This window comes from Derxia lacustris, from assembly GCF_002105195.1.
Lineage (GTDB): Bacteria > Pseudomonadota > Gammaproteobacteria > Burkholderiales > Burkholderiaceae_E > Derxia > Derxia lacustris.
Window position 1 is genome coordinate 520,642 of record NZ_MUHU01000002.1, and the last position, 23,456, is coordinate 544,097.

A 23,456-nucleotide genomic window follows, 5' to 3' on the forward strand; every position below is an offset into this window, starting at 1 on the left:
CTGGAGACGTGACCGAGAGGCCGAAGGTGCTCCCCTGCTAAGGGAGTATGCGGTGAAGAGCTGCATCAAGGGTTCGAATCCCTTCGTCTCCGCCAACCGATTTGCACAACCCCGGCGGCGACAGTTTTCATTCATTGAAACTGTCGCCGCCGGGGTTTTTGCATTGGCGCCGCGAAAGTGATGTGGTTGGAGAGAACGAATCCCATGGTGCAATTGAGCTGATTGATAGGCGATGAATGTCGACAATTTCAAATAACGAAATTCGCCATGGATAATTCTGTCTTTATCATGGAATGAATGTCGCGGTACGGCATCACCCGATGATGGCAGATGTGAAACCTTGCGCTCCTTTGGTTTTTGCACGCGAATTCGACTTCGCGATTTGAGTGACTATCGACCACCTTCTGTTGAGGTGGACATGTCAAAGCGTCGCGATAAATCAAATGCGATTCCGGAGAAGGATTCGGCAACGCCATCTCAGGCAATGCAAGTGTCCGGGCGTCTTGATCAGACCCGCGATCGGGTTCTGGAGATTGCTTCGCGACTGTTTCTTCTCGAAGGATATGGCCCGGTTACCGTCGAGCGCGTGGCACGCGAAGCCCGGGTTTCCAAGACCACTGTTTATAAATTCGTGCGCTCGAAAGAGCAGTTATTCGAAATTTCAGTTGCGCTGAAAGCTAATAGAAGGGTCGTCGACGATCCTCTCGTCGTGCATGACGACGATGATTTGCAGCCGGCATTCGAAAAACTCGGGCGCAATATCGTGGCCGTGATGACTGATCCCGAGACGCTCTCTCTTACTCGCAACGTGATTGCGGAAAGTTCCCGCTTTCCGCAATTGGCTGAAGCATTTCATCGTGCGAGCGTGACTCAATTCGGGCGTACGCGGCTGATCAAATGGCTTGAAAAGCTGCGTGCCGATGGGCGATTGCAAATCGATGACGCTTCGACGGCGGCATCGCAGTTTCTCGGGATGGTGCGGGATGCGGCGATGCCCAGACTGCTGCTGGGCTTGAGCGTCAAGCCGCGCGACCTGGATCGGAATGCGGTTGCCGCAGCAGATGCCTTCCTGAAAATCTATCGACCGCAATGCTTGCAAAAATCAGAAAAGCATGTATAGTGCGCGTCTCCCGCAACAACCTTGTGGGCGAGGCAAGCAGCAAAACACATTGCAGTTTGCCTTTTCAGAAAATCAGGCTATAATCGATTTTCTTTGCGGCTGTAGCTCAGTTGGATAGAGTACCTGGCTACGAACCAGGGGGTCGTGGGTTCGAATCCTGCCAGCCGCACCAGAATTTATTGCAGTTCTCAAAAGCCCGATCGGTCAATCACCGTTCGGGCTTTTGCATTTCCGGAAGCCGATTCGGTCATGAAACTCGCGCTATTCGATCTCGATCACACGCTTATCCCTTATGACAGCGGCGCAAGCTGGCTCGACTTCCTGATCGCGCGCGGTGCGGTGCCGGCGTTGTTCGCCGAGCGCTATCTGGGCTTCTGCCACGACTATGTCGCCAGCAAGGTGGATTTGCGCGATCTGAATCGCGAGTACTTCGCGCTGTTGCGTGGCCATCCTGTGAGCGTGTTGCGTGGCTGGCGCGATGAATGGCGCGACGGCGTGCGCCCGGCGATCGCGGCCGAATCGCATGCGCTGGTGCAGCAGCATCGGCAGGCGGGCGATCTGTGCTGTCTCGTCACCGCGACCAGCGGCTTCATTGCCGAGGCCTTCCGCGACATCTTCGGTTTCGAGCATCTGGTGGCGACGGAACTGGTCATCGCCGGTACGGATGACGCTGCGCGCATCACCGGCGAGGTGGCCGGGACGCTCAACTACCGCGACGGCAAGATCGTCAACGTGGGCGCCTGGCTGGCGAAGCTCGGCCATGACTGGTCGAGCTTCGACGCGACGGTCTTCTACAGCGATTCGGCCAACGATCTGCCGCTGCTGCGCCATGTGACGCATCCGGTGGCGGTCATGCCCGACGCGCGGCTGCGCGCCGTGGCGCTGGAGCAGGGCTGGCCGATCATCGAGTCGGATCGGCCGGCTTCCGCGGCTTGACCCGACCGGCAGCGGTCTTGGCGTTGACGCGCGCGGTGTCGGTATCGGCGGCATGCGCGAGGGCCACGCCCATGCGCCGACGCACGAAGCTCTCGGGCTTGCCGAACAGCCGCAGCTCTGTGCCGGGCACCGCGAGCGCTTCGGCGACGCCGTCGAACACGATGTCCTTCGCCTCGATGCCGCCGTAGATCACCGCCGACGCGCCGGCGCTGCGCAGCGCCGTGTCCACCGGCAGGCCGAGGATGGCGCGCGCATGCAGCTCGAACTCGTTCTGCCATTGCGTGACGAGCGTGACCAGCCCGGTGTCGTGCGGTCGCGGCGACACTTCGCTGAACCACACCTGCTCGCCCTTCACGAACAGCTCGACGCCGTAGAGGCCGAAACCCCCATCGCCGCCGAGCGCGCCCGTGACCGCTGCGGCCACCTCCTGCGCGCGTTGCAGCGCGAGCGGCGCCATCGCGCAGGGCTGCCAGCTCTCGACGTAATCGCCGTGCACCTGCACATGGCCGATCGGCGCGCAGAAGTGCGTGGCGACGCTCGCCGCCGCGCCCTGGGCCCGCACGGTCAGCAGCGTGATCTCGTAATCGAAGTCGATGAAGCCCTCGACGATGACGCGTCCGGCGCCGACGCGGCCGCCAGCCTGAGCGTAATCCCAGGCGGCCTTCACGTCGCCCGGGCCGTCGACCTTGCTCTGGCCCTTGCCCGATGAACTCATCACCGGCTTGACCATGCACGGATAGCCGATGCCCGCGTCGATGGCGGCCTGCAATTCGTCGAGCGTGTCGGCGAAGGCATAGGGGCTGGTCGGCAGGCCGAGCGTCTCGGCGGCGAGGCGGCGGATGCCTTCGCGATCCATCGTGAGTCGCGCGGCGCGCGCATTGGGCACCACCCGCACCACGCCGGCCGCTTCCAGCTCCTGCAGCAGCGGCGTGGCGATGGCCTCGATCTCGGGCACGACGAGATCGGGCCGCTCGGCCTCGATCACGGCGCGCAGTTGCGCCGGATCGGTCATGGCGAGGGTGTGCGAGCGATGCGCGACCTGCTGGCCCGGCGCGTTGTCGTAGCGGTCGACCGCGATGGTCTCGACGCCGAGCCGCTGGAGCGCGATGAGCACCTCCTTGCCCAGCTCGCCCGACCCGAGAAGCATGACCCGCGTGGCCGACGGCGACAGCGGCGTACCGAGCGGTTTCGTCATGCCTGGCCCTCGTTCTTCTGCACCTCGGCCAGCTCGGCGCGGATCGCGTCCATGTCGAGGTCGCGCACCTGCTGGATCAGCTGCTCGAAGCCGCCGGCATTCATGGCACCGGCCTCGCGGTAAATCATGATCCGGTCGCGCAGCACCATCAGCGTGGGCACCGAGCGGATGTTGAAGCCGCCCGACAGCTCCTGCTGCTGATCGGTGTCGACCTTGCCGAAGACGATGTCGGTGTGCTTCTCGGCAGCGGCCTCGAACACGGGCGCGAAGCCCTTGCACGGCCCGCACCACGTCGCCCAGAAATCGAGGATGACAATCGGATTGTTGTCGATGACTTCCTTGAAGTTGTCATCGGTGACTTCGACGGTGGCCATGGCGGCTCCTTTGAGAGGGGAGCCCCGATTCTGGCGCATCGGCGCCGGGCGCAACGCCGGCCTGTGGCGCGCCTGCCCGTCGGTGCGCCGGCCGGCAGCCGTGCGCTGCCGGTCGAGCCTCAGACCAGCTCGGCCCGATGCGCGCGCAGCGCCGTCGCCACGATGTCGTCGAGCCCGTCGCCGTTGGTCGCATCGATGTGCGCCATCAGCTCGCGGCGCATGCGCGGCTCCCAGAAGCGGTGGATGTGCAGCGCAATGCCTTCGAGCGCCTCGGCGCGGTCGGGCATGGCGGCAAAGAAGGCGCCGATCTGGTTGGCCATGCGGATGAGTTTGCTGTTGTCCATTCGAGTCCCCGTCGCGCTCAGGCCGTGATGCGCCCGGCGCCGCTGTAGATATTGAGATTGCGCCCGCGCGCAAAGCCCGCCAGGCAGATGCCGGCGCGCGTGGCAACGTCGATGGCCAGCGCGGTCGGCGCCGATACCGCCACGACGATGCCGATGTTCATGGCCTGCGCCTTCTGCACCATCTCCAGGCTGGCGCGGCTGGTGACCAGCACGAAGCCCGCATCGGCATCGAAGCCGGCCGACGCCAGCGCGCCCGCGAGCTTGTCGAGCGCGTTGTGCCGGCCCACGTCCTCGCGCACCAGCAGCACCCGCCCGGCCATGTCGCACCAGGCCGCCGCATGCGATCCGCCGGTCGCGTGCTGCAAGGGCTGGAGCGCGGGCAGGGCGGCAAGCGCCGCTGCCACCGCCGCGCGCGGCACGCTCGCCGTCGACATGACCGGCGGCAGATGGCGCACCGCCTGCGCCAGGCTTTCGGTGCCGCAGAGACCGCAGCCGGTGCGCCCGGTGAGATTGCGCCGCCGCTCCTTCAGCCCGGCAAACCGGTCCGACGCGATCTCGAGCTTGACCGCGATGCCGTCGGGCCGGCGTTCAAACTCGATGCCGCGCACCTGACTGACCGCGCCGACGATGCCCTCGGTGAGCGCAAAGCCGAGCGCAAAGTCCTCCAGGTCGGCCGGCGACGCCAGCATCACCGCATGCGAGATGCCGTTGAACTCCAGCGCCACCGGCACTTCCTCGACCACGGCATCGTCGGCCGAAAAGGCTTCGTCGCCGCGCCAGCCGGTCAGCGCGATGGCGCGCAGCGGCGCCAGCTCGCTGTCGGTCGCGGTCGTGGGCATCACTTCGCCGTGACCGCTTCCGCCGGCGCGCGCTCGCGCAACAGCTGCTCCTGCAACTTGTTGAAGCGCGTATAGCCCTGCTGCCATTCGGACGGCTGCGTGACCGGCGTCACCTGCACCGCCGTCACCTTGTACTCGGGGCAGTTGGTCGCCCAGTCCGAGTTGTCGGTGGTGATGACATTGGCGCCCGACTCCGGAAAGTGGAAGGTCGTGTAGACCACGCCCGGCTGCATCCGCTCGCTGACCACCGCGCGCAGCACCGTCTCGCCGGCGCGGCTCTGGATGCCGACCCAGTCGCCATCCTTCACGCCGCGTTCCTCGGCATCGTGCGGATGGATTTCGAGCCGGTCCTCGCCGTGCCACTGGTTGTTGTCGGTGCGCCGCGTCTGCGCGCCCACGTTGTACTGGCTCAGGATGCGGCCGGTCGTCAGCAGCAGCGGGAAGCGCCGCGTCACCTTCTCGTCGGTGCCGATGTACTGGGTGATGATGAACTTGCCCTTGCCGCGCACGAAGCCGCCCACATGCATGATCGGCGTGCCTTCGGGCGCGCTGTCGTTGCAGGGCCATTGCACGCTGCCGAGCCGGTCGAGCTTGGCGTAGCTGACGCCGCTGAAGCTCGGCGTCAGCCGCGCGATCTCGGCCATGATTTCTTCGGGACTGTTGTAGGGCATCGGATAGCCGAGCGCCTCGGACAGCTTGCAGGTCACTTCCCAGTCCGACAGCCCGGCCTTGGCCGGCATCACCTTGCGCACGCGCGAGATGCGGCGCTCGGCATTGGTGAAGGTGCCGTCCTTCTCCAGGAAGGACGAGCCCGGCAAAAACACATGCGCGTACTTGGCCGTCTCGTTGAGGAACAGGTCCTGCACCACGATGCACTCCATGTTCATCATGGCTTCGGCCACATGCTGGGTGTTCGGGTCGCTCTGGACGATGTCCTCGCCCTCGCAGTACAGCGCCTTGAAGCTGCCGCCGATGGCCGCCTCGAACATGTTGGGAATGCGCAGGCCCGGTTCCGGGTGAAGCTGCACGCCCCATGCATCTTCAAACAGCGCGCGCGTGGTGCTGTCGCTGATGTGGCGATAGCCCGGCAGCTCATGCGGGAACGAGCCCATGTCGCAGGAGCCCTGCACATTGTTCTGGCCGCGCAGCGGATTCACGCCCACGCCTTCGCGGCCGACATTGCCGGTCGCCATCGCGAGGTTGGCGATGCCCATCACCGCCGTGCTGCCCTGGCTGTGCTCGGTCACGCCGAGGCCGTAGTAGATCGCCGCGTTGCCGCCGGTGGCATAGAGCCGCGCCGCACCGCGCACCAGCTCGGCCGGCACACCGCTGGCCGCCGCCGTCGCCTCGGGCGAGTTTTCGGGCCGCGCGACGAATTCGCGCCATTCGTTGAAGGCCTTGGTGTCGCAGCGCTCGGCGATGAACTGCTCGGCCAGCAGCCCTTCGGTGACGATCACATGCGCCAGCGCCGTGAGCACGGCCACGTTGGTGCCGGGCTTGAGTTGCAGATGGAAGTCGGCCTGCACATGCGGCGACTTCACGATGTCGGTCTTGCGCGGATCGATGACGATCAGCCGCGCGCCTTCGCGCAGCCGCTTCTTCATGCGCGAGCCGAACACGGGATGGCCGTCGGTCGGGTTGGCGCCGATGACCAGGATCACGTCGCTGTGCTCGATCGACTTGAAAGTCTGGGTGCCGGCCGAGGTGCCCAGCGTCTGGCCCAGGCCGTAGCCGGTCGGCGAATGGCACACGCGGGCGCAGGTATCGACGTTGTTGTTGCCGAAGGCCGCGCGCACCAGCTTCTGCACGAGATAGGTCTCTTCGTTGGTGCAGCGACTGGAGGTGATGCCGCCGATGCTTTCCTTGCCGTACTTGGCCTGGATGCGGCGGAATTCGCCGGCCGCATAGGCAAAGGCCTCGTCCCAGCTCACCACCTGCCACGGGTCGGTGATGTTCTTGCGGATCATCGGCGTGGTGATGCGGTCCTTGTGCGTCGCATAACCCCAGGCAAAGCGGCCCTTGATGCAGCTGTGGCCCTCGTTGGCCTGGCCGTCCTTCCACGGCGTCATGCGCACGACCGTGTTGCCCTTCATCTCTGCCTTGAAGCCGCAGCCGACGCCGCAATAGGCGCAGGTGGTGATCGCGCTGTGCTCGGGCTGGCCGAGCTTGATGACGGTCTTTTCCTCGAGCGTGGCGGTCGGGCAGGCATTCACGCAGGCGCCGCAGGACACGCATTCCGATTCCATGAACGGCTGGTCCTGGCCCGGCGACACGCGCGACTCGAAGCCGCGTCCGCTGATCGTGAGCGCGAAGGTGCCTTGCGTCTCTTCGCAGGCGCGCACGCAGCGGTTGCAGACGATGCATTTCGACGCGTCATAGGTGAAGTACGGGTTCGACTCGTCCTTCTTCAGCGCGAGATGGTTGTTGCCCTCGTAGCCGTAGCGCACGTTGCGCAGGCCCACGGCGCCGGCCATGTCCTGCAATTCGCAGTCGCCGTTGGTGGGGCAGGTCAGGCAGTCGAGCGGGTGATCGGAGATGTACAGCTCCATCACGCCGCGGCGGATCTTGGCGAGCCGGTCGGTCTGGGTGAACACCTTCATGCCGGCTTCGGCCGGCGTGGTGCATGACGCGGGCGTGCCGCGCCGGCCGTCGATCTCGACCAGACACAGCCGGCACGAGCCGAAGGCTTCGAGCGAGTCGGTGGCGCAGAGCTTGGGGATGACGATGCCGGCCTCGGCAGCGGCGCGCATGACGGACGTGCCCTCGGGCACGCTGATGCTGACGCCGTCGATCTCCAGCGTGACCGTGCGTTCGGATTCGCGTTTCGGCGTGCCGTAATCGAGTTCGATTTCGCGGAACTGGGTGCTCATGTTCGGTCTCCTGGGTCAGGCCGGCTGCTTCGCCGTGGCCTCGAAATCGGCCGGGAAGTGGTTGAGTGCCGACAGCACCGGATAGGGGGTCATGCCGCCCATTGCGCAGAGCGAGCCGGACAGCATCGTGTCGCAGAGGTCGCGCAGCAGTTCGGTTTGGCTGGCATGGGCTTCGGGCGTGTCGGCCGCCTTCACGCGGTCGATGACTTCGACGCCGCGCGTCGAGCCGATGCGGCAGGGCGTGCACTTGCCGCAGCTTTCGGTGACGCAGAACTCCATCGCGTAGCGCGCGAGCTTGCTCATGTCGGCGCGGTCGTCGTGGGCCACGATGCCGCCATGACCGACCACCGCGCCCACGGCCGAATAGGCCTCGTAGTCGAGCGGGATGTCCCATTGCGATTCGGGCAGGTAGGCGCCGAGCGGGCCGCCGACCTGCACCGCCTTGATCGGCCGGCCACTCGCGCTGCCGCCGCCAAAGTCGAACAGCAGCTCGCGCAGCGTGATGCCGAAAGCCTTCTCGATCAGTCCGCCGTGCTTGATGTTGCCGGCCAGCTGGAACGGCAGCGTGCCGTGCGAGCGGCCCACGCCGTAGTCGCGGTAGAACTGCGCGCCCTTGGCCATGACGATGGGCACCGACGCCAGGCTGATGACGTTGTTGATGACCGTCGGCTGGCCGAACAGCCCGACCAGCGCCGGAATCGGCGGCTTGGCGCGCACGATGCCGCGCTTGCCTTCGATGCTTTCGAGCATCGCGGTCTCTTCGCCGCACACATAGGCGCCGGCGGCCTTGCGCACTTCGAGCTTGAAGGCGCGGCCCGAGCCGGCGACGTTCTCGCCGAGCCAGCCGGCGCTTTCGGCGCGCGCGATGGCTTCGGTCATGGTCGCCACGGCATGCGGATATTCGGAGCGGATGTAGATGTAGCCGCGCGTCGCGCCCACCGCCAGCGCCGCGATGGTCATGCCCTCGATGAGCATGAAGGGGTCGCCCTCCATCGTCATGCGGTCGCTGAAGGTGCCGGAATCGCCTTCGTCGGCATTGCAGACGACGTACTTCTGCTCGGCCTGCGCGGCGAGCACGGTCTTCCACTTGATGCCGGCCGGAAAGGCGGCGCCGCCCCGGCCGCGCAGGCCCGAGTCGGTCACTTCCTTGACGATGTCGGCGCTGCTCATGGCGACCGCGCGGCGCAGGCCTTCGAGGCCGCCGTGCGCTTCGTAATCGGCGATCGACAACGGATCGGTGATGCCCATGCGCGCGAAGGTCAGGCGTTCCTGCTTGGCGAGGTAGGGGATCTGTTCGGTGATGCCGTGGCCGAGCGTATGCGCGCCGCCTTGCAGGAAGCCGGCGTCGAACAGCGACGGCACATCGTCGACCTCGACCGGGCCGTAGGCGACGCGGCCGTTGGCGGTCAGCACTTCGACCAGGGTTTCGAGCCAGAACAGGCCGCGCGAGCTGTTGCGCACGATGCGCACTTCGAGCCCGCGCTTGTGCGCCTCGGCGGTGATGGCGGCGGCGACCGCATCGGCGCCGACGGCCAGCGCGGCGGAATCGCGCGGCACATAGACGACCGGCGCGGCCAGGGGATCGTGGTGGTGAATGCTCATGGCGGCTCCGGTCAGTGGGCGTCGCCGTCGAGCGCGGCGATCAGGCGGTCGAACTTGGCCGGCGTGATGCGCGCATGCGGCTGGCCGTCGATGGCGATGGCCGGCGACATCGCGCACAGGCCGAGGCAGTAGACGGCGTCGTTCGACCAGCGTCCGTCGGCCGACTTGTGATGCTCGGCGCAACCGAGCTTGTGCTCGACATGCGCGGCGAGCGCGTCCGAGCCCATCGCCTGGCAGGACTCGGCGCGGCAGACCTCGATCTGGTGCAACCCCGGCGGCACGCTGCGGAAGTGGTGATAGAAGGTCACGACGCCATGCACTTCGGCGCGCGACAGGTTGAAGGTGTCGGCCAGCAGCGGCACCACTTCCGGCGGTACATGGCCGATGGCGGCCTGCACTGCATGCAGGGCGGGCATCAGTCCGCCGGGGGTGTCGCGGTGCGTCGCGATGAGGGCGCGCAGGGCGTCGAGGTCGAGCTTCATGGCTTGTGGCTCCCGGGCGCTCGCGCAATTGCTGCGGAGCGTCATGTGTTGCCGGCTTCATATTGGCCGGTGTCTCCCGACCCGAATGTAGTAGGCGCTCAGCAGGGCCGCAATAAGCGCAAGCGAGCTGATTTATAGGCTTTGAAAAACATATGATTGGCGCATGTACAAAGTCCTGATCCGCCCGCGCTGGACCATCCGCCGGCCCGATGGCACCGAGCTGCCGGCCCGCCTCATCGAGCTGCTGGCGGCGGTGCATGAGCGCGGCAGCCTGCTCGCCGCCTGCGAGGCGCTGGCGCTGTCCTACCGTCACGCCTGGGGGCTTTTGCGTGAGGCCGAGGCCGGTTTCGGCACGCCGCTGCTGCTGATGGAACGCGGCAAGGGCTCCACGCTCACGCCGCTCGGCGAGCGTCTGGTGTGGGCCGACCGGCGCATCGATGCACGCCTGTCGCCGGCGCTCGATGCGCTCGGTTCCGAGATCGAAGTCGAGCTGCGGCGCGCGCTTTCCTCGCCCGCCACCGGGCTGCGCATTCACGCCAGCCACGGTTTCGCCATGGAAGTCCTGCATGAGCAGCTGACGGCCGGCGGCGTGGATGTCGAGCTGAAATACACGCCGGCCGAGGAGGCGCTGAGCGGCCTGCGCGCCGGCCATTGCGAGCTGGCCGGCATGCATCTGCCCATCGGCGAGCACGAGGCGGCGGCGCGGCGCCATTACGGCGCGGCGCTCGGCGGCGAGCGCCAGCGGCTTGTGCATGTGGCCACGCGGCGGCAGGGGCTGATGGTCGCGCCGGGCAATCCGCGCAAGGTCTACGAGCTGGCCGATCTGGCGCGGCCGGGGCTGCGCTTCATCAACCGCCAGCCGGGCTCGGGCACGCGGCTGCTGCTCGATCTGCTGCTCAAGCAGGCCGGCGTCGCGGCGCGCCGCATCGACGGCTACCGGCAGAGCGAATTCACCCATGCGGCGGTCGCCGCCTACGTGGCCAGCGGCATGGCCGACGCAGCCTTCGGAGTCGAGACGCCGGCGCGGCGCTTCGGGCTCGACTTCATCCCGTTGCAGAACGAGCGCTACTTTCTGCTCTGCGACGCCGCCACGCTGGAAATGCCCGCCGTCGCAAAGACGCTCGACGTGCTGCGCGGCCCGGCCTTTCGCACCATGACCGACGCGCTCGCCGGCTACGACGCCGAGGATGCGGGCCGGGTGCTGAGCGCCGCCGAAGCCTTCGGCGCCGCGTCGGCGCGCAAGTTGCGCTGATGGCGCAGACCGCGTCGCGCATCAATACGGGTGCGTGTGGATGCAATGCACAATGACGACCGATTTCTCAACCGGAGGACACATATGACGATCAGCAAAGTGGGCGTGATTGGCGCCGGCACCATGGGCAACGGCATCGCGCAGGTCAGCGCGCTGGCCGGCATCGACGTGGTGCTCGTCGACATTTCCGACGACGCCATCGCGCGCGGCATCAAGACCCTGTCGGGCAGCCTCGACAAGCTCGTCAAGAAGGAAAAGCTCAGCGCCGAGGCCGCCGCCGCCGCGGTCGCGCGCATCAAGGGCACGACCGCCTATGCCGACCTGGCCGGCGTCGATCTGGTGATCGAGGCCGCGACCGAGAACGAGGGCCTGAAGACCAAGATCCTCAAGCTCATCGAGGACGCGGTCGGCGCCGACACCATCATCGCCACCAACACCTCGTCGATTTCCATCACCAAGCTGGCCGCCACGCTGGCCAAGCCCGAGCGCTTCATCGGCGTGCATTTCTTCAATCCGGTGCCGGTGCTGGCGCTGGTCGAGCTGATTCGCGGCCTGCAAACCTCGGATGCCAGCTTCGCCATCGCCGAGGCCTATGCCAAGGCGGTCGGCAAGACGCCGATCGCGGTGAAGAACCATCCCGGCTTCGTCGTCAACCGCATCCTCTGCCCGATGATCAACGAAGCCATCTTCGTGCTCGGCGAGGGTCTGGCATCGGCCGAGGAGATCGACGCCGGCCTCAAGCTCGGTGCTGCCCATCCCATCGGCCCGCTGGCGCTGGCCGACCTGATCGGCCTCGACACGCTGCTGGCGATCATGGAAGTTTTCTACACCGGCCTGAACGACCCGAAGTACCGGCCGGCGCCGCTGCTCAAGGAAATGGTCGCGGCCGGCTATCTGGGCCGCAAGACCGGCAAGGGCTTTTACAGCTACGCCTGATGGCTGGCTGAAACCGGCGGCCGCTCGTGCATTGCAAGTGGCCGTCGGTCCGGATGACTGTCTTTTCTAGGAAATCCATCTAGTCTTTGCCGGGATTTTTCCTGATCGTTCGCGGATTGCTGTCAGTAACAATCCGCAAACATCAGGGAAAAAATGAAGCAAGAGACCGCCTTGCGGTGGCTCGCCGGCCTCGGGCTGGCAGTCACCGCCTCGCTAGCCAGCGCCGGGCAATGCCCGGCCAAGCCCGCGCCTGGCAGCGTCATTTCCGATCCGCCCATGATTTACGCCAGCAACGGCGTGGTCGGCGGCAAGCTCGCCGCCTGGTTCGACGGCGATCCGGCGGGCGGCAACATCACCGGCCGCTACTGCCTGCTGCACACCGACGTGCTCGGGCGCACGCGCGAGGCGCCGGTCATCCGGCTCAAGCCGGGCGAGCGCATCGGCTTCACGGCCGAGAACCACATGCCGTCCACGCCGATCACGGCGGCCCATGCCTGGAATCCCGCGCTTGGCACGCCCTGCACGCCCGAGGCGGTGATGCGCAGCTTTGCCTTCAACCTGCACATGCACGGCACCAGCGCCATGCCCGGCTGCGGCTCGGACGAGGTCATCACCACCGTCGTGCAGCCCGGCGGCAGCTGGAAGTACGACATGCGCTTTCCGGTCAACAGCCCGCCGGGCATGGACTGGTACCACCCGCACATCCACACGCTGGCGCAGGACCAGATGCTGGGCGGCATGACCGGCGCGGTCATCGTCGACAACCCGGCGCAGCTGCCCAACGTGGTGCGCAATCTGCGCGAGCGCGTGCTCATCCTGCGCGACCAGGACCGCGCGCCCGCACCGGCCGGCGTGACCTATCTGGAGCGCCCCGACGTGCTGGCCGACCGCGCCCTGCCGCGCGCCCAGCGCTCGATCTTCGACGCGCTCAACCAGCCCGCGACCGACGCCGAGCTCGACAAGCTGCTCGCCGGCGGCACGCTGCTCGTCACGCAGGACGGCGGCAAGTCGGTGCATCCGGCGGTCGTGCCGCCGTGGAAGGACCTGTCGGTCAACTGGGTGTCGCCGCGCTTCCAGCCGACGGCGGCGGGCGTGGCCGGCTATGCCGCGCCGGGCGTCATCCGCATGGAAGGCCGGCGCGAGTTCTGGCGCGTGGCCAATGCCTCGGCCGACAGCTATGTGCGGCTGCAGGTGCGCTATTCGGGCGCGCCCAAGACCTTCTGGCTTGCGTCGATGGATGGCGTGCCGCTGACCGGCGCGGGCGGCGGCTTTCTGTTCGATCCGCTCAATCCGCTCGGCGTGCTGCTGGGCCTGGGCGAATCGGCCAACCGGCTGCTGCCGCGCAACGAGCTGCTGCTGCCGCCGGGCAGCCGCGCCGAATTCGTGATCGACGCGCCGCTGATCGGCCAGACCGCCGAGGTCGTGAGCCTGGCCTACGAGACCGCCGCCGACTCCAATCCGCAGCGCACCCTGGCCAAGGTGCAGGCGCCGAGCCTGCTGAGCCTGCTCACCTCCGGGCTCACCTTTGGCACCACGCTCGGCCAGAGCCGCACCCGCTTTGTCGACAGCGCCTCGCTGCTGCCGGCGGCGAAGAACCATCACACGCTCTACTTCTCGCAGGACGACGAGGCGGGCGAGTTCTACATCACCGAGGACGCCAGCACCGATCCCGATCCGGGCCCGGAAAAGGCCTTCGGCATGCGCGACGGTCCGTCCATCGTGGTGCCGCCCGGCGCGGTGCAGCAATGGCGCATCGAGAACCGCGCGACCGAGGCGCATGTGTTCCACATCCACCAGATCCATTTCCGCGTGCTCGGGCGCCAGCCCGCCGCCGACAGCCTCACGCAGGAGCTGGACCGCATGGCGCTGCGCGACACCGTCGACCTGCCGGCCTGGAGCGGCAGCGGCCCCTATCCGGCGGTGACGCTGCGCATGTACTTCAACGAGGCCGACATCCGCGGCAACTTCGTCTACCACTGCCACATCCTCGAACATGAGGACAACGGGATGATGGCCATCGTGCGGGTGGGTTCGCCGGTGGTCGTGGCGGGCGCCAAGCTGCGTGCCGCCATCGCGCTCGCCGAGGCTGGCCGGCGTGTCGATTCGGCGGGGACTGGCTATCGCAGCGGCAAGGTCGCGTTCACGCGCGGCCACTGGTTCGCGGCCAACAGCCTGCGCGGCGAGGTTGTCGAGCGGCTGGAGAACTCGGGCGGACTGTGGAATGCGCTGCGCGATCGGAATGGGCGCTTGCTCGATCCGGCGCAGTGCCGCGCGGTACGCAAGGGAGAGAAGTCGGCGCTGCTGAGCGGGGCGGCGGTCGTGCAGTGAAGTCGCGCCGCGAGTGGCGGGCGATGCGCCCGTCGCTTGCCGCTCGACCGGCGGGCTTGCATGGCGGTTGACGCTCGCCCGGAGCGTCTCGAAACTGGTCAGCCAACTGGTTTGAAGGAGCCCGACATGCAGACATGGCCTGTGCAGGACGCGAAAGCCCGCTTCAGTGAATTCCTCGACGCCTGTCTGTCCGACGGGCCGCAGATGGTGACGAAGCGCGGTTCCGAGGCGGCGGTGCTCATTTCGGTCAAGGAATGGCGCCGCCTGCAATCGGCGGCGCGCCCGTCGCTCAAGGAATTGCTGCTGAGCGACGAAGCGCGCGCCGAATTGCCGCTGCCGATGCGTGGCGCAATCAGGCGCCGTCAGACCGAATCGCTGGACTGACGCCGATGTATCTGCTCGACACCAACGTGGTTTCGGAATTGCGCAAGCCAAGGCCGCATGGCGCCGTGGTTGCATGGCTGAAATCGGTCGATGACGCCAGCCTCTTCATTTCCACCGTCACCATCGGTGAAATTCAGGCGGGAATTGAATTGACACGAGAGCAGGATGGACCCAAGGCAGCCGAAATCGAGGCATGGCTGGATCAGGTGATGAATGCCTTCAATGTGTTGCCGATGGATGCCGCCGCGTTCCGGCATTGGGCCAAATTGGTGCACCGAAAGTCGGACACGCTTTATGAAGACGCGATGATTGCCGCCATTGCGAGGAGCAATGCATTGACGGTGGTTACGCGGAATGTGGCGGATTTCACGGCGCTGGGGATCGAGGTTTTCAATCCGCTTGAATTCGCGTGATCGGTGTCTGCGATGCGCTGTTCTTGATGGTTGTTGGAATTTCTCCAAGATATTGTTTTAAAAACAAAATTTATTGAGTGAAGGTGTTGCGGCCGTATTTTCCGACGCAATGACTGGGACTTGCGAAAACGCCCAACCGCGACAGACTCCGCGAGCATCTTTTCTTGCATGCCAATTGAGTTTTCAAACTGCGCTAGGCGAGTTCGATGCGCCACATTCCGCGATAACTGCCTTCTACCCAACTGCCCTCAAGAATTGATGAGCCGGGGAACATATGCAGAGACGCTTTTCCATGAAGCTCGTGCGAGTGCAGTTCGAAATGTCCATCGCCGTTATTTTTCCCGCGATACTGCCTGGTGCCGTCATCTTCGTACTCGACGACAATTTCGTTGTCATCGATCTTGACTACGCAAGCGTAATCTTCAGAAGCTGATTCATTGGAGTAATAGAGAGACGACATTTTGCTGTTGGCCCAGATGGTCATGAAGACGCCAAATTGTTGATGGTTCGTGAGGCCGCGAATGCAAAAAAGCCGCCGACCCGTGAGGGTTCGGCGGCTTTTTCATTGAGGCTGAGGCAGCCGGGCAGGGCGCTTACGCGACAACCTTCCCGATCGCATCCACCACATACCCCAGGTTCTTGTTGTTCAGCGCCGCCACGCAGATGCGGCCGGTGCCGACGGCGTAGATGCCGAACTCTTCCTTCAGCCGCTCGACTTGCGCCGCGCTCAGGCCGGTGTACGAGAACATGCCGCGCTGGCGCGTCACGAAGGCGAACTTCTCGCCCAGACCCTCGGCCAGACCGGTGCGCATCGACTTGATGCGGTCGCGCATGCCCGCGAGTTCGTCTTCCCACATGGCGCGCAGTTCGGGCGTGTTGAGCACGGTCGAGACGATGGTGCCGCCGTGGGTCGGCGGGTTGGAGTAGTTGGTGCGGATCACGCGCTTGAGCTGGCTCAGCACGCGCTTCGACTCGTCGCCGCTCGCGTCGATGATCGACAGCGCGCCGACGCGTTCGCCGTAGAGCGAGAACGACTTCGAGAACGAGCTCGACACCAGGAAGGGCACATCGGCGGCGGCGAACAGGCGCACCGCTTCGGCGTCGGGTTCGATGCCATCGCCAAAGCCCTGGTAGGCGATGTCGAGGAAGGCGATCAGCTCGCGCTCCTTGACGACCTCGACGACCTTCTTCCAGTCGGCGGGCGACAGGTCGACGCCGGTCGGGTTGTGGCAGCAGGCGTGCAGCACCAGGATGGTGTGCGGCGCGGCGGCGCGCAGGTCGGCCAGCATGCCTTCCACGTCGGCGCCCTGGGTGGGCGACTGGTAGTAGGCATAGCTGCCCACTTCGAAGCCGGCCGACTCGAACAGCGCGCGGTGGTTTTCCCAGCTCGGGTTCGAGATGAGCACCTTGCTGTCGGGGAAGTAGCGCTTGAGGAAGTCGGCACCGATCTTGAGCGCACCGGTGCCGCCCAGGGCTTGCGCGGTGACCACGCGGCCGTCGGCGATCAGCGCCGAGTCGTTGCCGAACAGCAGCTTGGCGACGGCGGCGTCATAGGCGGCGATGCCTTCGATCGGCAGGTAGCCGCGGGCGGCGGCCTGCTCGAAGCGCAGCTTCTCGGCTTCGCGCACGGCGCGCAGCAGCGGCACCTTGCCGGCGTCGTCGTAGTACACGCCGACGCCGAGGTTCACCTTGGTATCGCGCTTGTCGGCGGCAAACGCTTCGTTCAGACCGAGGATCGGGTCGCGCGGCGCGAGGTCGACGGCGGCGAACAAGGATGCGGACATGGCTTCATTTCTCCCTTGGGGCTGGTGCGGGTTCGGCGCCGGTGGCGCCGCGCGGGCCGGGGCGGCGCCGCGGTCTTGCGGTCGGCCCGGAGGACGGGCCGCTGCAAGTGGCTGTGATCGCGCTGGGCGATTCGTACAATGGTCGATTGGTCTGGCCCCGTGGGGCCGGGCGCGAAGTTTAGCGCAGGGAGGTCGGCGGCTTTTGCCGCGCCGGCCGCGCCCCGGAGATGCACACGATGAGCAAGCTGAGCGAAGCCGATAGCGGCCTCGACGAATCGAAGTTCGTTTCCTACGAAGGTTCGCCCTTCCGGCTTTATCAGCCCTATCCGCCGGCGGGCGATCAGCCGACGGCCATCGCCGGTCTGGTGGAGGGCGTGGAGGCCGGCGAGGTCTACCAGACGCTGCTGGGCGTGACCGGCTCGGGCAAGACTTTCACCATGGCCAACGTGATTGCGCGCATGGGCCGACCGGCCATCGTGTTTGCGCCCAACAAGACGCTGGCGGCGCAGCTGTATGCCGAGTTCCGCGAGTTCTTCCCGCGCAATGCGGTCGAGTACTTCGTGAGCTACTACGACTACTACCAGCCCGAGGCCTATGTGCCGACGCGCGACCTGTACATCGAGAAGGACAGCTCGATCAACGAGCACATCGAGCAGATGCGGCTGTCGGCGACCAAGAGCCTGCTGGAGCGGCGCGATGTCGTCATCGTCGCGACCGTGTCGGCGATCTACGGTATCGGCAACCCGGGCGACTATCACCAGATGGTGCTGAGCCTGCGCGTCAACGACAAGATCGGGCAGCGCGACGTGATCCAGCGCCTGATCCAGATGCAGTACACGCGCAACGAGGCCGACTTCGCGCGAGGCAGCTTCCGCGTGCGCGGCGACACCATCGACGTGTTCCCGGCCGAGCATGCCGAGCTTGCGGTGCGCATCGAGCTGTTCGACGACGAGGTCGAGTCGCTGCAACTGTTCGACCCGCTCACCGGCCAGGTGCGGCAGAAGATTCCGCGCTTCACCATCTATCCGTCGTCGCATTACGTGACGCCGCGCGAGACCGTGCTGCGCGCCATCGAGACGATCAAGGTCGAGCTGAAGGAGCGCCTCGCGCAGTTCTATGCCGACGGCAAGCTGGTCGAGGCGCAGCGGCTGGAGCAGCGCACCCGCTTCGATCTGGAGATGCTCACCGAGATCGGCCACACCAAGGGCATCGAGAACTACACGCGCCATCTGAGCGGCGCCGCGCCCGGTGAGCCGCCGTCGACGCTGGTCGATTACATGCCGCCCGATTCGCTGATGTTCCTCGACGAATCGCATGTGCTGATCGGCCAGCTCAACGGCATGTACAACGGCGACCGCGCGCGCAAGCAGACGCTGGTCGACTACGGGTTTCGGCTGCCGAGCGCGCTCGACAACCGGCCGCTCAAGTTCGTCGAGTTCGAAAAGAAGATGCGCCAGGTCATCTTTGTGTCGGCGACGCCGGGCGACTACGAGCTCAAGTGCGGCGGCAACGTGGTCGAGCAGGTGGTGCGGCCGACCGGGCTGATCGATCCGGTCATCCATGTGCGGCCGGCGTCGACGCAGGTCGACGATCTGCTCGGCGAGATCCATCAGCGCGTCGGCGCTGGCGACCGGGTGCTGGTCACCACGCTCACCAAGCGCATGGCCGAGCAGCTGACGGAATTCCTCAGCGAGCACGACGTGAAGGTGCGCTACCTGCACTCCGACATCGACACGGTCGAGCGGGTGGAAATCCTGCGCGACCTGCGGCTCGGCACCTTCGACGTGCTGGTCGGCATCAACCTGCTGCGCGAGGGGCTCGACATTCCCGAGGTGTCGCTGGTCGCCATCCTTGATGCCGACAAGGAAGGCTTTCTGCGCGCCGAGCGCTCGCTGGTGCAGACCATCGGCCGGGCGGCCCGCAACATCAACGGCACCGCCATCCTCTACGCCGATGTCGTCACGCAATCGATGAAGCGCGCCATCGACGAGACCCTGCGCCGGCGCAACAAGCAGATCGCGCACAACGAGGCCAACGGCATCACGCCGCGCAGCGTGCGCAAGGAAGTGCGCGAACTCATCGACGGCGTGTACGAAAGCGAGGCCTCATCCGGACGGGGCAAGGCAAAGGACAAGCCGCGATATGAAGAACTTCCGGAACGCGATCTCGCAAAGGAGATCAAACGCCTTGAAAAACTGATGATCGAGCACGCGAAGAATCTCGAATTCGAAAAGGCAGCGCGTTATCGCGATCAGCTTTCGGCACTGAAAGAACAGGTGTTCGGTGCCAGTGGAGCCCAGGGTGCGCGGGCCTGAATGTTTTCACCGGCATTTCTCGCGCCAACTTTGTCAGAAGGGTTTCAGTTCACGATATGCAAACGCCCCAAAATGGGGCGTTTGAATCCCTTTGAAATCAAGGGCTTGGCATTTCGGGTGTGAAGTGGTCCAACAAACCCTCACAAAAAGTGCTTAATCTTTGGGCGTTGCACCGCTACAATCCGCGCCTCATCTCATTTTGGTTAGCGCGGGGTCAGTCAAGCCCTGAAAGACGAGTCATGACCAAGGTTCTTTTCGTTTGCATGGGCAATATCTGTCGTTCACCCACGGCAGAAGGCATCTTCCGTTCGATGATTCAGGACGCGAATCTTGAACATCTCGTGCGGATCGATTCGGCTGGCACTCACGCCTATCACATCGGCGAAGCGCCCGATGCCCGTGCCCAGGCCGCAGCGCGCAAGCATTCGGTCGACCTGTCGATGCTGCGCGCCCGCCAGATCACCAAGGAAGACTTCCGCGACTTCGATCTCATCCTCGCGATGGATTGGGAAAATCTCGCGGCGCTCCAGCACATGGCGCCCAAGGCCTATGCGCACAAGCTGATGCTGATGATGCGGTTCGCCACCGACAACGAAGAAGCCACCGTGCCCGATCCCTATTACGGCGGTCTCGACGGCTTCGAAAAGGTCATCGCCTATGTCACCGATGCCTGTCATGGGCTGGTCGATGTGGTGCGCAAGCGGGCTTTGCAGTACGCCGCCTGATGCGCTTTACCTGACCGTGTCACACGGTCCGCCCGGTATTTGATCCAGATTGCCGTAGCTCCACACAAAGCCCGCCATGTTGCGGGCTTTGTGCTTCATGGTTGGCGCGCCGAGCCGTTATTCGGTTTGACCGTCACTGCCACCTTCCCTATACTTGAGCAAACCAGTCGGGTTAAGCGTATCTGCTGATCCGGCCGCGTCGCAGAACGGCGATTGACCGATCCCGTGTCCGCAACGCGCTTCCTTGCGGATAAAGACATGAGACTGACTACCAAAGGCCGCTTCGCCGTCACAGCGATGATCGATCTGGGCCTGCGCCATGAAGGCGGGCCGGTGACGTTGGCGGCGATCTCGTCGCGCCAGAACATCTCGCTGTCCTATCTCGAGCAGCTGTTCGGCAAGCTGCGCCGGCACGAGATCGTCGAATCGACGCGCGGGCCGGGCGGCGGCTACAGCCTCGGCCGGCAGATGAAGGACATCACCGTCGCCGACATCATCTATGCGGTCGACGAGCCGCTCGACGCCACCGGCTGCGGCGGTCGCGAGCATTGCGGCTCGGGCGGCCAGGCCGACAGCAACCGCTGCATGACCCACGAACTGTGGACCACGCTCAACGCCAAGATGGTCGAGTACCTCGACTCGGTGTCGCTCGGCGACCTTGTGGAGCAGCAGCGCGCCCGCATGATCCAGGAAGGCGGCAGCCTCACGGTCATCCAGGGCAAGCCGGTCATGAGCGCCGGTACCCAGACCGCGACCGTCTGACCGCGGTTCAACCCTTTGCAACAGCGCACGGCACATCCATGAGCAGCCTTCATCTTCCGATCTACATGGACTACTCGGCGACCACGCCGGTCGATCCGCGGGTGGTCGAACGCATGATTCCCTACCTCACCGAGGACTGGGGCAATCCGGCGTCGCGCAGCCATGCCTACGGCTGGCGCGCGGAAGAAGCGGTCGAAAAGGCGCGCGCCGACGTGGCCGCGCTGGTCAACGCCGATCCGCGCGAAATCGTCTGGACGTCGGGCGCGACCGAGTCGAACAACCTCGCCATCAAGGGCGCGGCGGAGTTCTACAAGGACAAGGGCCGGCACATCGTCACCGTGCAGACCGAGCACAAGGCGGTGCTCGACACCTGCCGCGAGCTGGAGCGCAAGGGCTTCGAGGTGACCTATCTGGCGGTCGAGGAAAACGGCCTGCTCGACCTGAACAAGCTGGTCGCGGCGATGCGCAAGGACACGATCCTGGTGTCGGTCATGCTCGTGAACAACGAGATCGGCGTGATCCAGGACGTGGCGACCATCGGCGAGCTGTGCCGCGAGCGCGGGATCATCTTCCACACCGATGCGGCACAGGCCACGGGCAAGGTGCATATCGATCTGGGCCAGCTGAAGGCCGATCTGGTCACCTTCACCGCGCACAAGACTTATGGCCCGAAGGGCATCGGCGCGCTGTATGTGCGCCGCAAGCCGCGCGTGCGGCTCGAAGCGCAGATGCACGGCGGCGGTCATGAGCGCGGTCTGCGCTCGGGCACGCTGGCCACGCACCAGATCGTGGGCATGGGGGAAGCCTTCCGGCTGGCGCGCGAGGAAATGGACGGCGAGATGGAGCGTGTGCGCGGCCTGCGCGACCGCCTGCTCGCCGGGCTGGTCACGCTGGAAGAGGTCTATGTCAACGGCGACCTCACGCACCGCGTGCCGCACAACCTGAATGCGAGCTTCAATTTCGTCGAGGGCGAGTCGCTGATCATGGCGCTCAAGGATCTGGCGGTGTCGTCGGGTTCGGCCTGCACGTCGGCGAGCCTGGAGCCGTCGTATGTGCTGCGGGCCCTCGGCCGCAGCGACGAGCTGGCGCACAGCTCGATCCGATTCACGATCGGCCGCTTCACCAAGGTTGAAGAGGTCGATCACGCGATTGCACTGGTAAGGGAGAAGGTCGCCAAGCTGCGCGAACTTTCGCCGCTGTGGGAGATGCACAAGGACGGCATCGACATCAGCACCATCCAGTGGGCCGCGCACTAACAGGCAGGAGCTTCAAATGGCATACAGCGACAAGGTCGTCGAGCATTACGAAAACCCGCGCAACGTCGGCACCTTCGACAAGGCGGATGACACGGTGGGCACCGGCATGGTTGGCGCGCCGGCCTGCGGCGACGTGATGCGTCTTCAGATCAAGGTGAACGAGGCCGGCGTGATCGAGGACGCCAAGTTCAAGACCTACGGCTGCGGTTCGGCGATCGCGTCGAGCTCGCTGGTGACGGAATGGGTCAAGGGCAAGACGCTCGACCAGGCGCTCGACATCAAGAACACGCAGATCGCGGAGGAACTCGCGCTGCCGCCGGTCAAGATCCATTGCTCGATCCTCGCGGAAGACGCGATCAAGGCGGCGGTGGCCGACTACAAGCAGCGCCACACGGCCGGCCAGACCGACGCCGTCGCCTGCGCGCCGTCGCACGTGGCGGCCTGAGAGGAGGGCGGCATGGAAGAAGTCGTCTGCCGTCCCGATGCCGAGGCGCAAGCCGCTGCCGTCGCGAGCTTTGCGGAGGTGACGGCCAGCGTCGAGCAGTTGCTGGCCAACGCCAAGGGCATCACCCTCACCGAGCGCGCCGCCAATCATGTGCGGCGCTATCTGGAGCGGCGCGGCAAGGGCCTGGGCCTGCGCTTGGGCGTGCGCACGACCGGCTGCTCGGGCATGGCCTACATGCTCGAGTACGTGGACGATCCGCGTGCCGAGGACGCCGTCTATGAGAGTCATGGCGTGAAGGTATTCGTCGATCCGAAAAGCCTGGTGTATATCGACGGCACCGAGCTCGACTTCGTGCGCGAAGGTCTCAACGAGGGCTTCAAGTTCCAGAACCCGAACCTGCGCGACGAATGCGGCTGCGGTGAATCCTTCCGCGTCTGACGGCGCATGACCGGCAGGTGCCGGAAGGCATGAAGCGGGCGGCTTGCGGGCCGCCTTTTTTTCGACGGTCGGAAGCCTCCGCCGACCGGCACTGGGAGCAGGCCATGAACCAAAACTATTTCGAACTCTTCGCCTTGCCCGTCGGCTTCGCGCTCGACTCCGCCGCCCTCGACCAGGCCTATCGCCGCGTGCAGGGCGAGGTTCATCCCGACAAGTTCGCGCATGCCGGCGAAGCCGAGCGCCGCGTGGCGATGCAATGGGCCACGCTCGCCAACGAGGCCTATCAGGCGCTGAAGTCGCCGCTCAAGCGCGCACGCTACCTGTGCGAGATCAACGGCGTCGACCTGCAGATCGAGACCAACACCTCGATGGCGCCGGCCTTCCTGATGCAGCAGATGGACTGGCGCGATGCGCTCGACGATGCCAAGGGCGTGGCCAACGAGGCGGCGCTGCTCAAGCTCGAAGGCGAGCTCAAGCGCGCCCGCGCGGCCGAGATCGAGGCCATCGCCAAGCTCATCGACGAGCAGAAGGATTACGCCGGCGCCGCGCGCCATGTGCGCCAGCTGATGTTCGTCGACAAGTTCGGCGAGGAAGTCGCCAACGCGGTCGAGGCGCTCGACGCCTGAGCGTTTGCAGCGCCGTCCGCGCCGGGGCGC

General features: G+C 65.5%; 23 protein-coding genes and 2 tRNA genes. 16 read left to right on the forward strand and 9 right to left on the reverse strand.

Annotation, left to right across the window (positions count from 1 at the left end; all coding sequences use genetic code 11):
• Positions 1-2 precede the first annotated feature (2 nt).
• From B9P64_RS04100 to B9P64_RS04115, 4 genes are all read left to right on the forward strand, one after another.
• Positions 3-95 (forward strand) — tRNA-Ser (locus B9P64_RS04100).
• 323 nt (positions 96-418) lie between these two features.
• Positions 419-1,120 (forward strand): TetR/AcrR family transcriptional regulator, encoded by a 702-nt coding sequence (locus B9P64_RS04105; RefSeq protein ID WP_085314933.1) that lies wholly within the window; start codon positions 419-421, stop codon positions 1,118-1,120.
• A gap of 95 nt (positions 1,121-1,215) precedes the next feature.
• Positions 1,216-1,292: transfer RNA gene (locus tag B9P64_RS04110), tRNA-Arg, on the forward strand.
• A 77-nt stretch (positions 1,293-1,369) separates the two neighbouring features.
• Positions 1,370-2,056: an HAD family hydrolase gene (locus B9P64_RS04115; RefSeq protein ID WP_085314934.1), complete on the forward strand. Its 687-nt coding sequence runs from the start codon at positions 1,370-1,372 to the stop codon at positions 2,054-2,056.
• Here the strand turns inward: B9P64_RS04115 and purT are convergent.
• The 7 genes from purT to B9P64_RS04150 all read right to left on the reverse strand — a co-directional run bounded on the left by purT (position 2,022) and on the right by B9P64_RS04150 (position 9,762).
• Positions 2,022-3,251 carry a formate-dependent phosphoribosylglycinamide formyltransferase gene (gene purT, locus B9P64_RS04120; protein WP_085314935.1) on the reverse strand — a complete coding sequence of 410 codons (1,230 nt, stop codon included), beginning with the start codon at positions 3,249-3,251 and terminating at the stop codon, positions 2,022-2,024. The two genes, B9P64_RS04115 and purT, sit on opposite strands and share 35 nt — an antisense overlap.
• Positions 3,248-3,625 carry a thioredoxin gene (gene trxA / locus B9P64_RS04125; RefSeq protein WP_085314936.1) on the reverse strand — a complete coding sequence of 126 codons (378 nt, stop codon included), beginning with the start codon at positions 3,623-3,625 and terminating at the stop codon, positions 3,248-3,250. Before trxA ends, purT begins: the two co-directional genes overlap by 4 nt.
• A 119-nt stretch (positions 3,626-3,744) precedes the next feature.
• Positions 3,745-3,969, reverse strand: a complete 225-nt coding sequence (locus B9P64_RS04130; protein WP_085314937.1) for a formate dehydrogenase subunit delta — start codon at positions 3,967-3,969, stop codon at positions 3,745-3,747.
• 17 nt (positions 3,970-3,986) lie between these two features.
• A complete protein-coding gene (fdhD, locus tag B9P64_RS04135; RefSeq protein ID WP_085314938.1) occupies positions 3,987-4,808 on the reverse strand; it encodes a formate dehydrogenase accessory sulfurtransferase FdhD in 822 nt (273 codons plus the stop codon).
• Positions 4,808-7,678 carry a formate dehydrogenase subunit alpha gene (fdhF, locus tag B9P64_RS04140; protein ID WP_085314939.1) on the reverse strand — a complete coding sequence of 957 codons (2,871 nt, stop codon included), beginning with the start codon at positions 7,676-7,678 and terminating at the stop codon, positions 4,808-4,810. The genes fdhD and fdhF overlap by 1 nt, the downstream gene beginning before the upstream one ends.
• A gap of 15 nt (positions 7,679-7,693) precedes the next feature.
• On the reverse strand, positions 7,694-9,280 hold the full coding sequence (locus B9P64_RS04145; RefSeq protein WP_235839885.1) for a formate dehydrogenase beta subunit: 1,587 nt from the start codon (positions 9,278-9,280) through the stop codon (positions 7,694-7,696).
• Positions 9,281-9,291: 11 nt separating this feature from the next.
• A complete protein-coding gene (locus tag B9P64_RS04150; RefSeq protein WP_085314940.1) occupies positions 9,292-9,762 on the reverse strand; it encodes a formate dehydrogenase subunit gamma in 471 nt (156 codons plus the stop codon).
• A 163-nt stretch (positions 9,763-9,925) separates the two neighbouring features.
• On the opposite strand from B9P64_RS04150, the gene B9P64_RS04155 reads away from it, so the two are divergent.
• The 5 genes from B9P64_RS04155 to B9P64_RS04175 all read left to right on the forward strand — a co-directional run bounded on the left by B9P64_RS04155 (position 9,926) and on the right by B9P64_RS04175 (position 15,075).
• Positions 9,926-11,014 carry a substrate-binding domain-containing protein gene (locus B9P64_RS04155; RefSeq protein ID WP_085314941.1) on the forward strand — a complete coding sequence of 363 codons (1,089 nt, stop codon included), beginning with the start codon at positions 9,926-9,928 and terminating at the stop codon, positions 11,012-11,014.
• 84 nt (positions 11,015-11,098) lie between these two features.
• Complete coding sequence (locus B9P64_RS04160) at positions 11,099-11,950, forward strand: 3-hydroxybutyryl-CoA dehydrogenase (RefSeq protein ID WP_085314942.1); 852 nt, start codon at positions 11,099-11,101, stop codon at positions 11,948-11,950.
• Positions 11,951-12,103: 153 nt separating this feature from the next.
• Positions 12,104-14,278 (forward strand): multicopper oxidase family protein, encoded by a 2,175-nt coding sequence (locus B9P64_RS04165; protein WP_085314943.1) that lies wholly within the window; start codon positions 12,104-12,106, stop codon positions 14,276-14,278.
• A gap of 60 nt (positions 14,279-14,338) precedes the next feature.
• On the forward strand, positions 14,339-14,662 hold the full coding sequence (locus B9P64_RS04170) for a type II toxin-antitoxin system Phd/YefM family antitoxin (protein ID WP_235839886.1): 324 nt from the start codon (positions 14,339-14,341) through the stop codon (positions 14,660-14,662).
• A gap of 5 nt (positions 14,663-14,667) precedes the next feature.
• Positions 14,668-15,075, forward strand: a complete 408-nt coding sequence (locus B9P64_RS04175) for a type II toxin-antitoxin system VapC family toxin (protein ID WP_085314945.1) — start codon at positions 14,668-14,670, stop codon at positions 15,073-15,075.
• Positions 15,076-15,268: 193 nt separating this feature from the next.
• Here B9P64_RS04175 and B9P64_RS23515 read toward each other — a convergent pair whose 3' ends face one another.
• On the reverse strand, positions 15,269-15,559 hold the full coding sequence (locus B9P64_RS23515) for a hypothetical protein (protein WP_139826127.1): 291 nt from the start codon (positions 15,557-15,559) through the stop codon (positions 15,269-15,271).
• 109 nt (positions 15,560-15,668) lie between these two features.
• A complete protein-coding gene (locus tag B9P64_RS04180) occupies positions 15,669-16,859 on the reverse strand; it encodes an amino acid aminotransferase (RefSeq protein ID WP_085314946.1) in 1,191 nt (396 codons plus the stop codon).
• Between the two features lie 236 nt (positions 16,860-17,095).
• On the opposite strand from B9P64_RS04180, the gene uvrB reads away from it, so the two are divergent.
• The 7 genes from uvrB to hscB all read left to right on the forward strand — a co-directional run bounded on the left by uvrB (position 17,096) and on the right by hscB (position 23,426).
• A complete protein-coding gene (gene uvrB / locus B9P64_RS04185) occupies positions 17,096-19,174 on the forward strand; it encodes an excinuclease ABC subunit UvrB (protein WP_085315095.1) in 2,079 nt (692 codons plus the stop codon).
• Positions 19,175-19,413: 239 nt separating this feature from the next.
• Entirely contained in the window at positions 19,414-19,899 is a 486-nt protein-coding gene (locus B9P64_RS04190; RefSeq protein ID WP_085314947.1) for a low molecular weight protein-tyrosine-phosphatase, read from the forward strand.
• Between the two features lie 258 nt (positions 19,900-20,157).
• Positions 20,158-20,661 (forward strand): Rrf2 family transcriptional regulator, encoded by a 504-nt coding sequence (locus B9P64_RS04195; protein WP_085314948.1) that lies wholly within the window; start codon positions 20,158-20,160, stop codon positions 20,659-20,661.
• Between the two features lie 38 nt (positions 20,662-20,699).
• The gene (locus tag B9P64_RS04200) at positions 20,700-21,917 is read left to right on the forward strand and encodes an IscS subfamily cysteine desulfurase (protein ID WP_085314949.1); all 1,218 of its coding nucleotides are present in this window, start codon (positions 20,700-20,702) and stop codon (positions 21,915-21,917) included.
• A 16-nt stretch (positions 21,918-21,933) separates the two neighbouring features.
• The gene (gene iscU / locus B9P64_RS04205; RefSeq protein WP_085314950.1) at positions 21,934-22,362 is read left to right on the forward strand and encodes a Fe-S cluster assembly scaffold IscU; all 429 of its coding nucleotides are present in this window, start codon (positions 21,934-21,936) and stop codon (positions 22,360-22,362) included.
• Positions 22,363-22,482: 120 nt separating this feature from the next.
• Positions 22,483-22,800 carry an iron-sulfur cluster assembly protein IscA gene (gene iscA, locus B9P64_RS04210; protein WP_235839890.1) on the forward strand — a complete coding sequence of 106 codons (318 nt, stop codon included), beginning with the start codon at positions 22,483-22,485 and terminating at the stop codon, positions 22,798-22,800.
• 104 nt (positions 22,801-22,904) lie between these two features.
• A complete protein-coding gene (gene hscB / locus B9P64_RS04215; protein WP_085314952.1) occupies positions 22,905-23,426 on the forward strand; it encodes a Fe-S protein assembly co-chaperone HscB in 522 nt (173 codons plus the stop codon).
• The last annotated feature ends 30 nt before the right edge of the window (positions 23,427-23,456 follow it).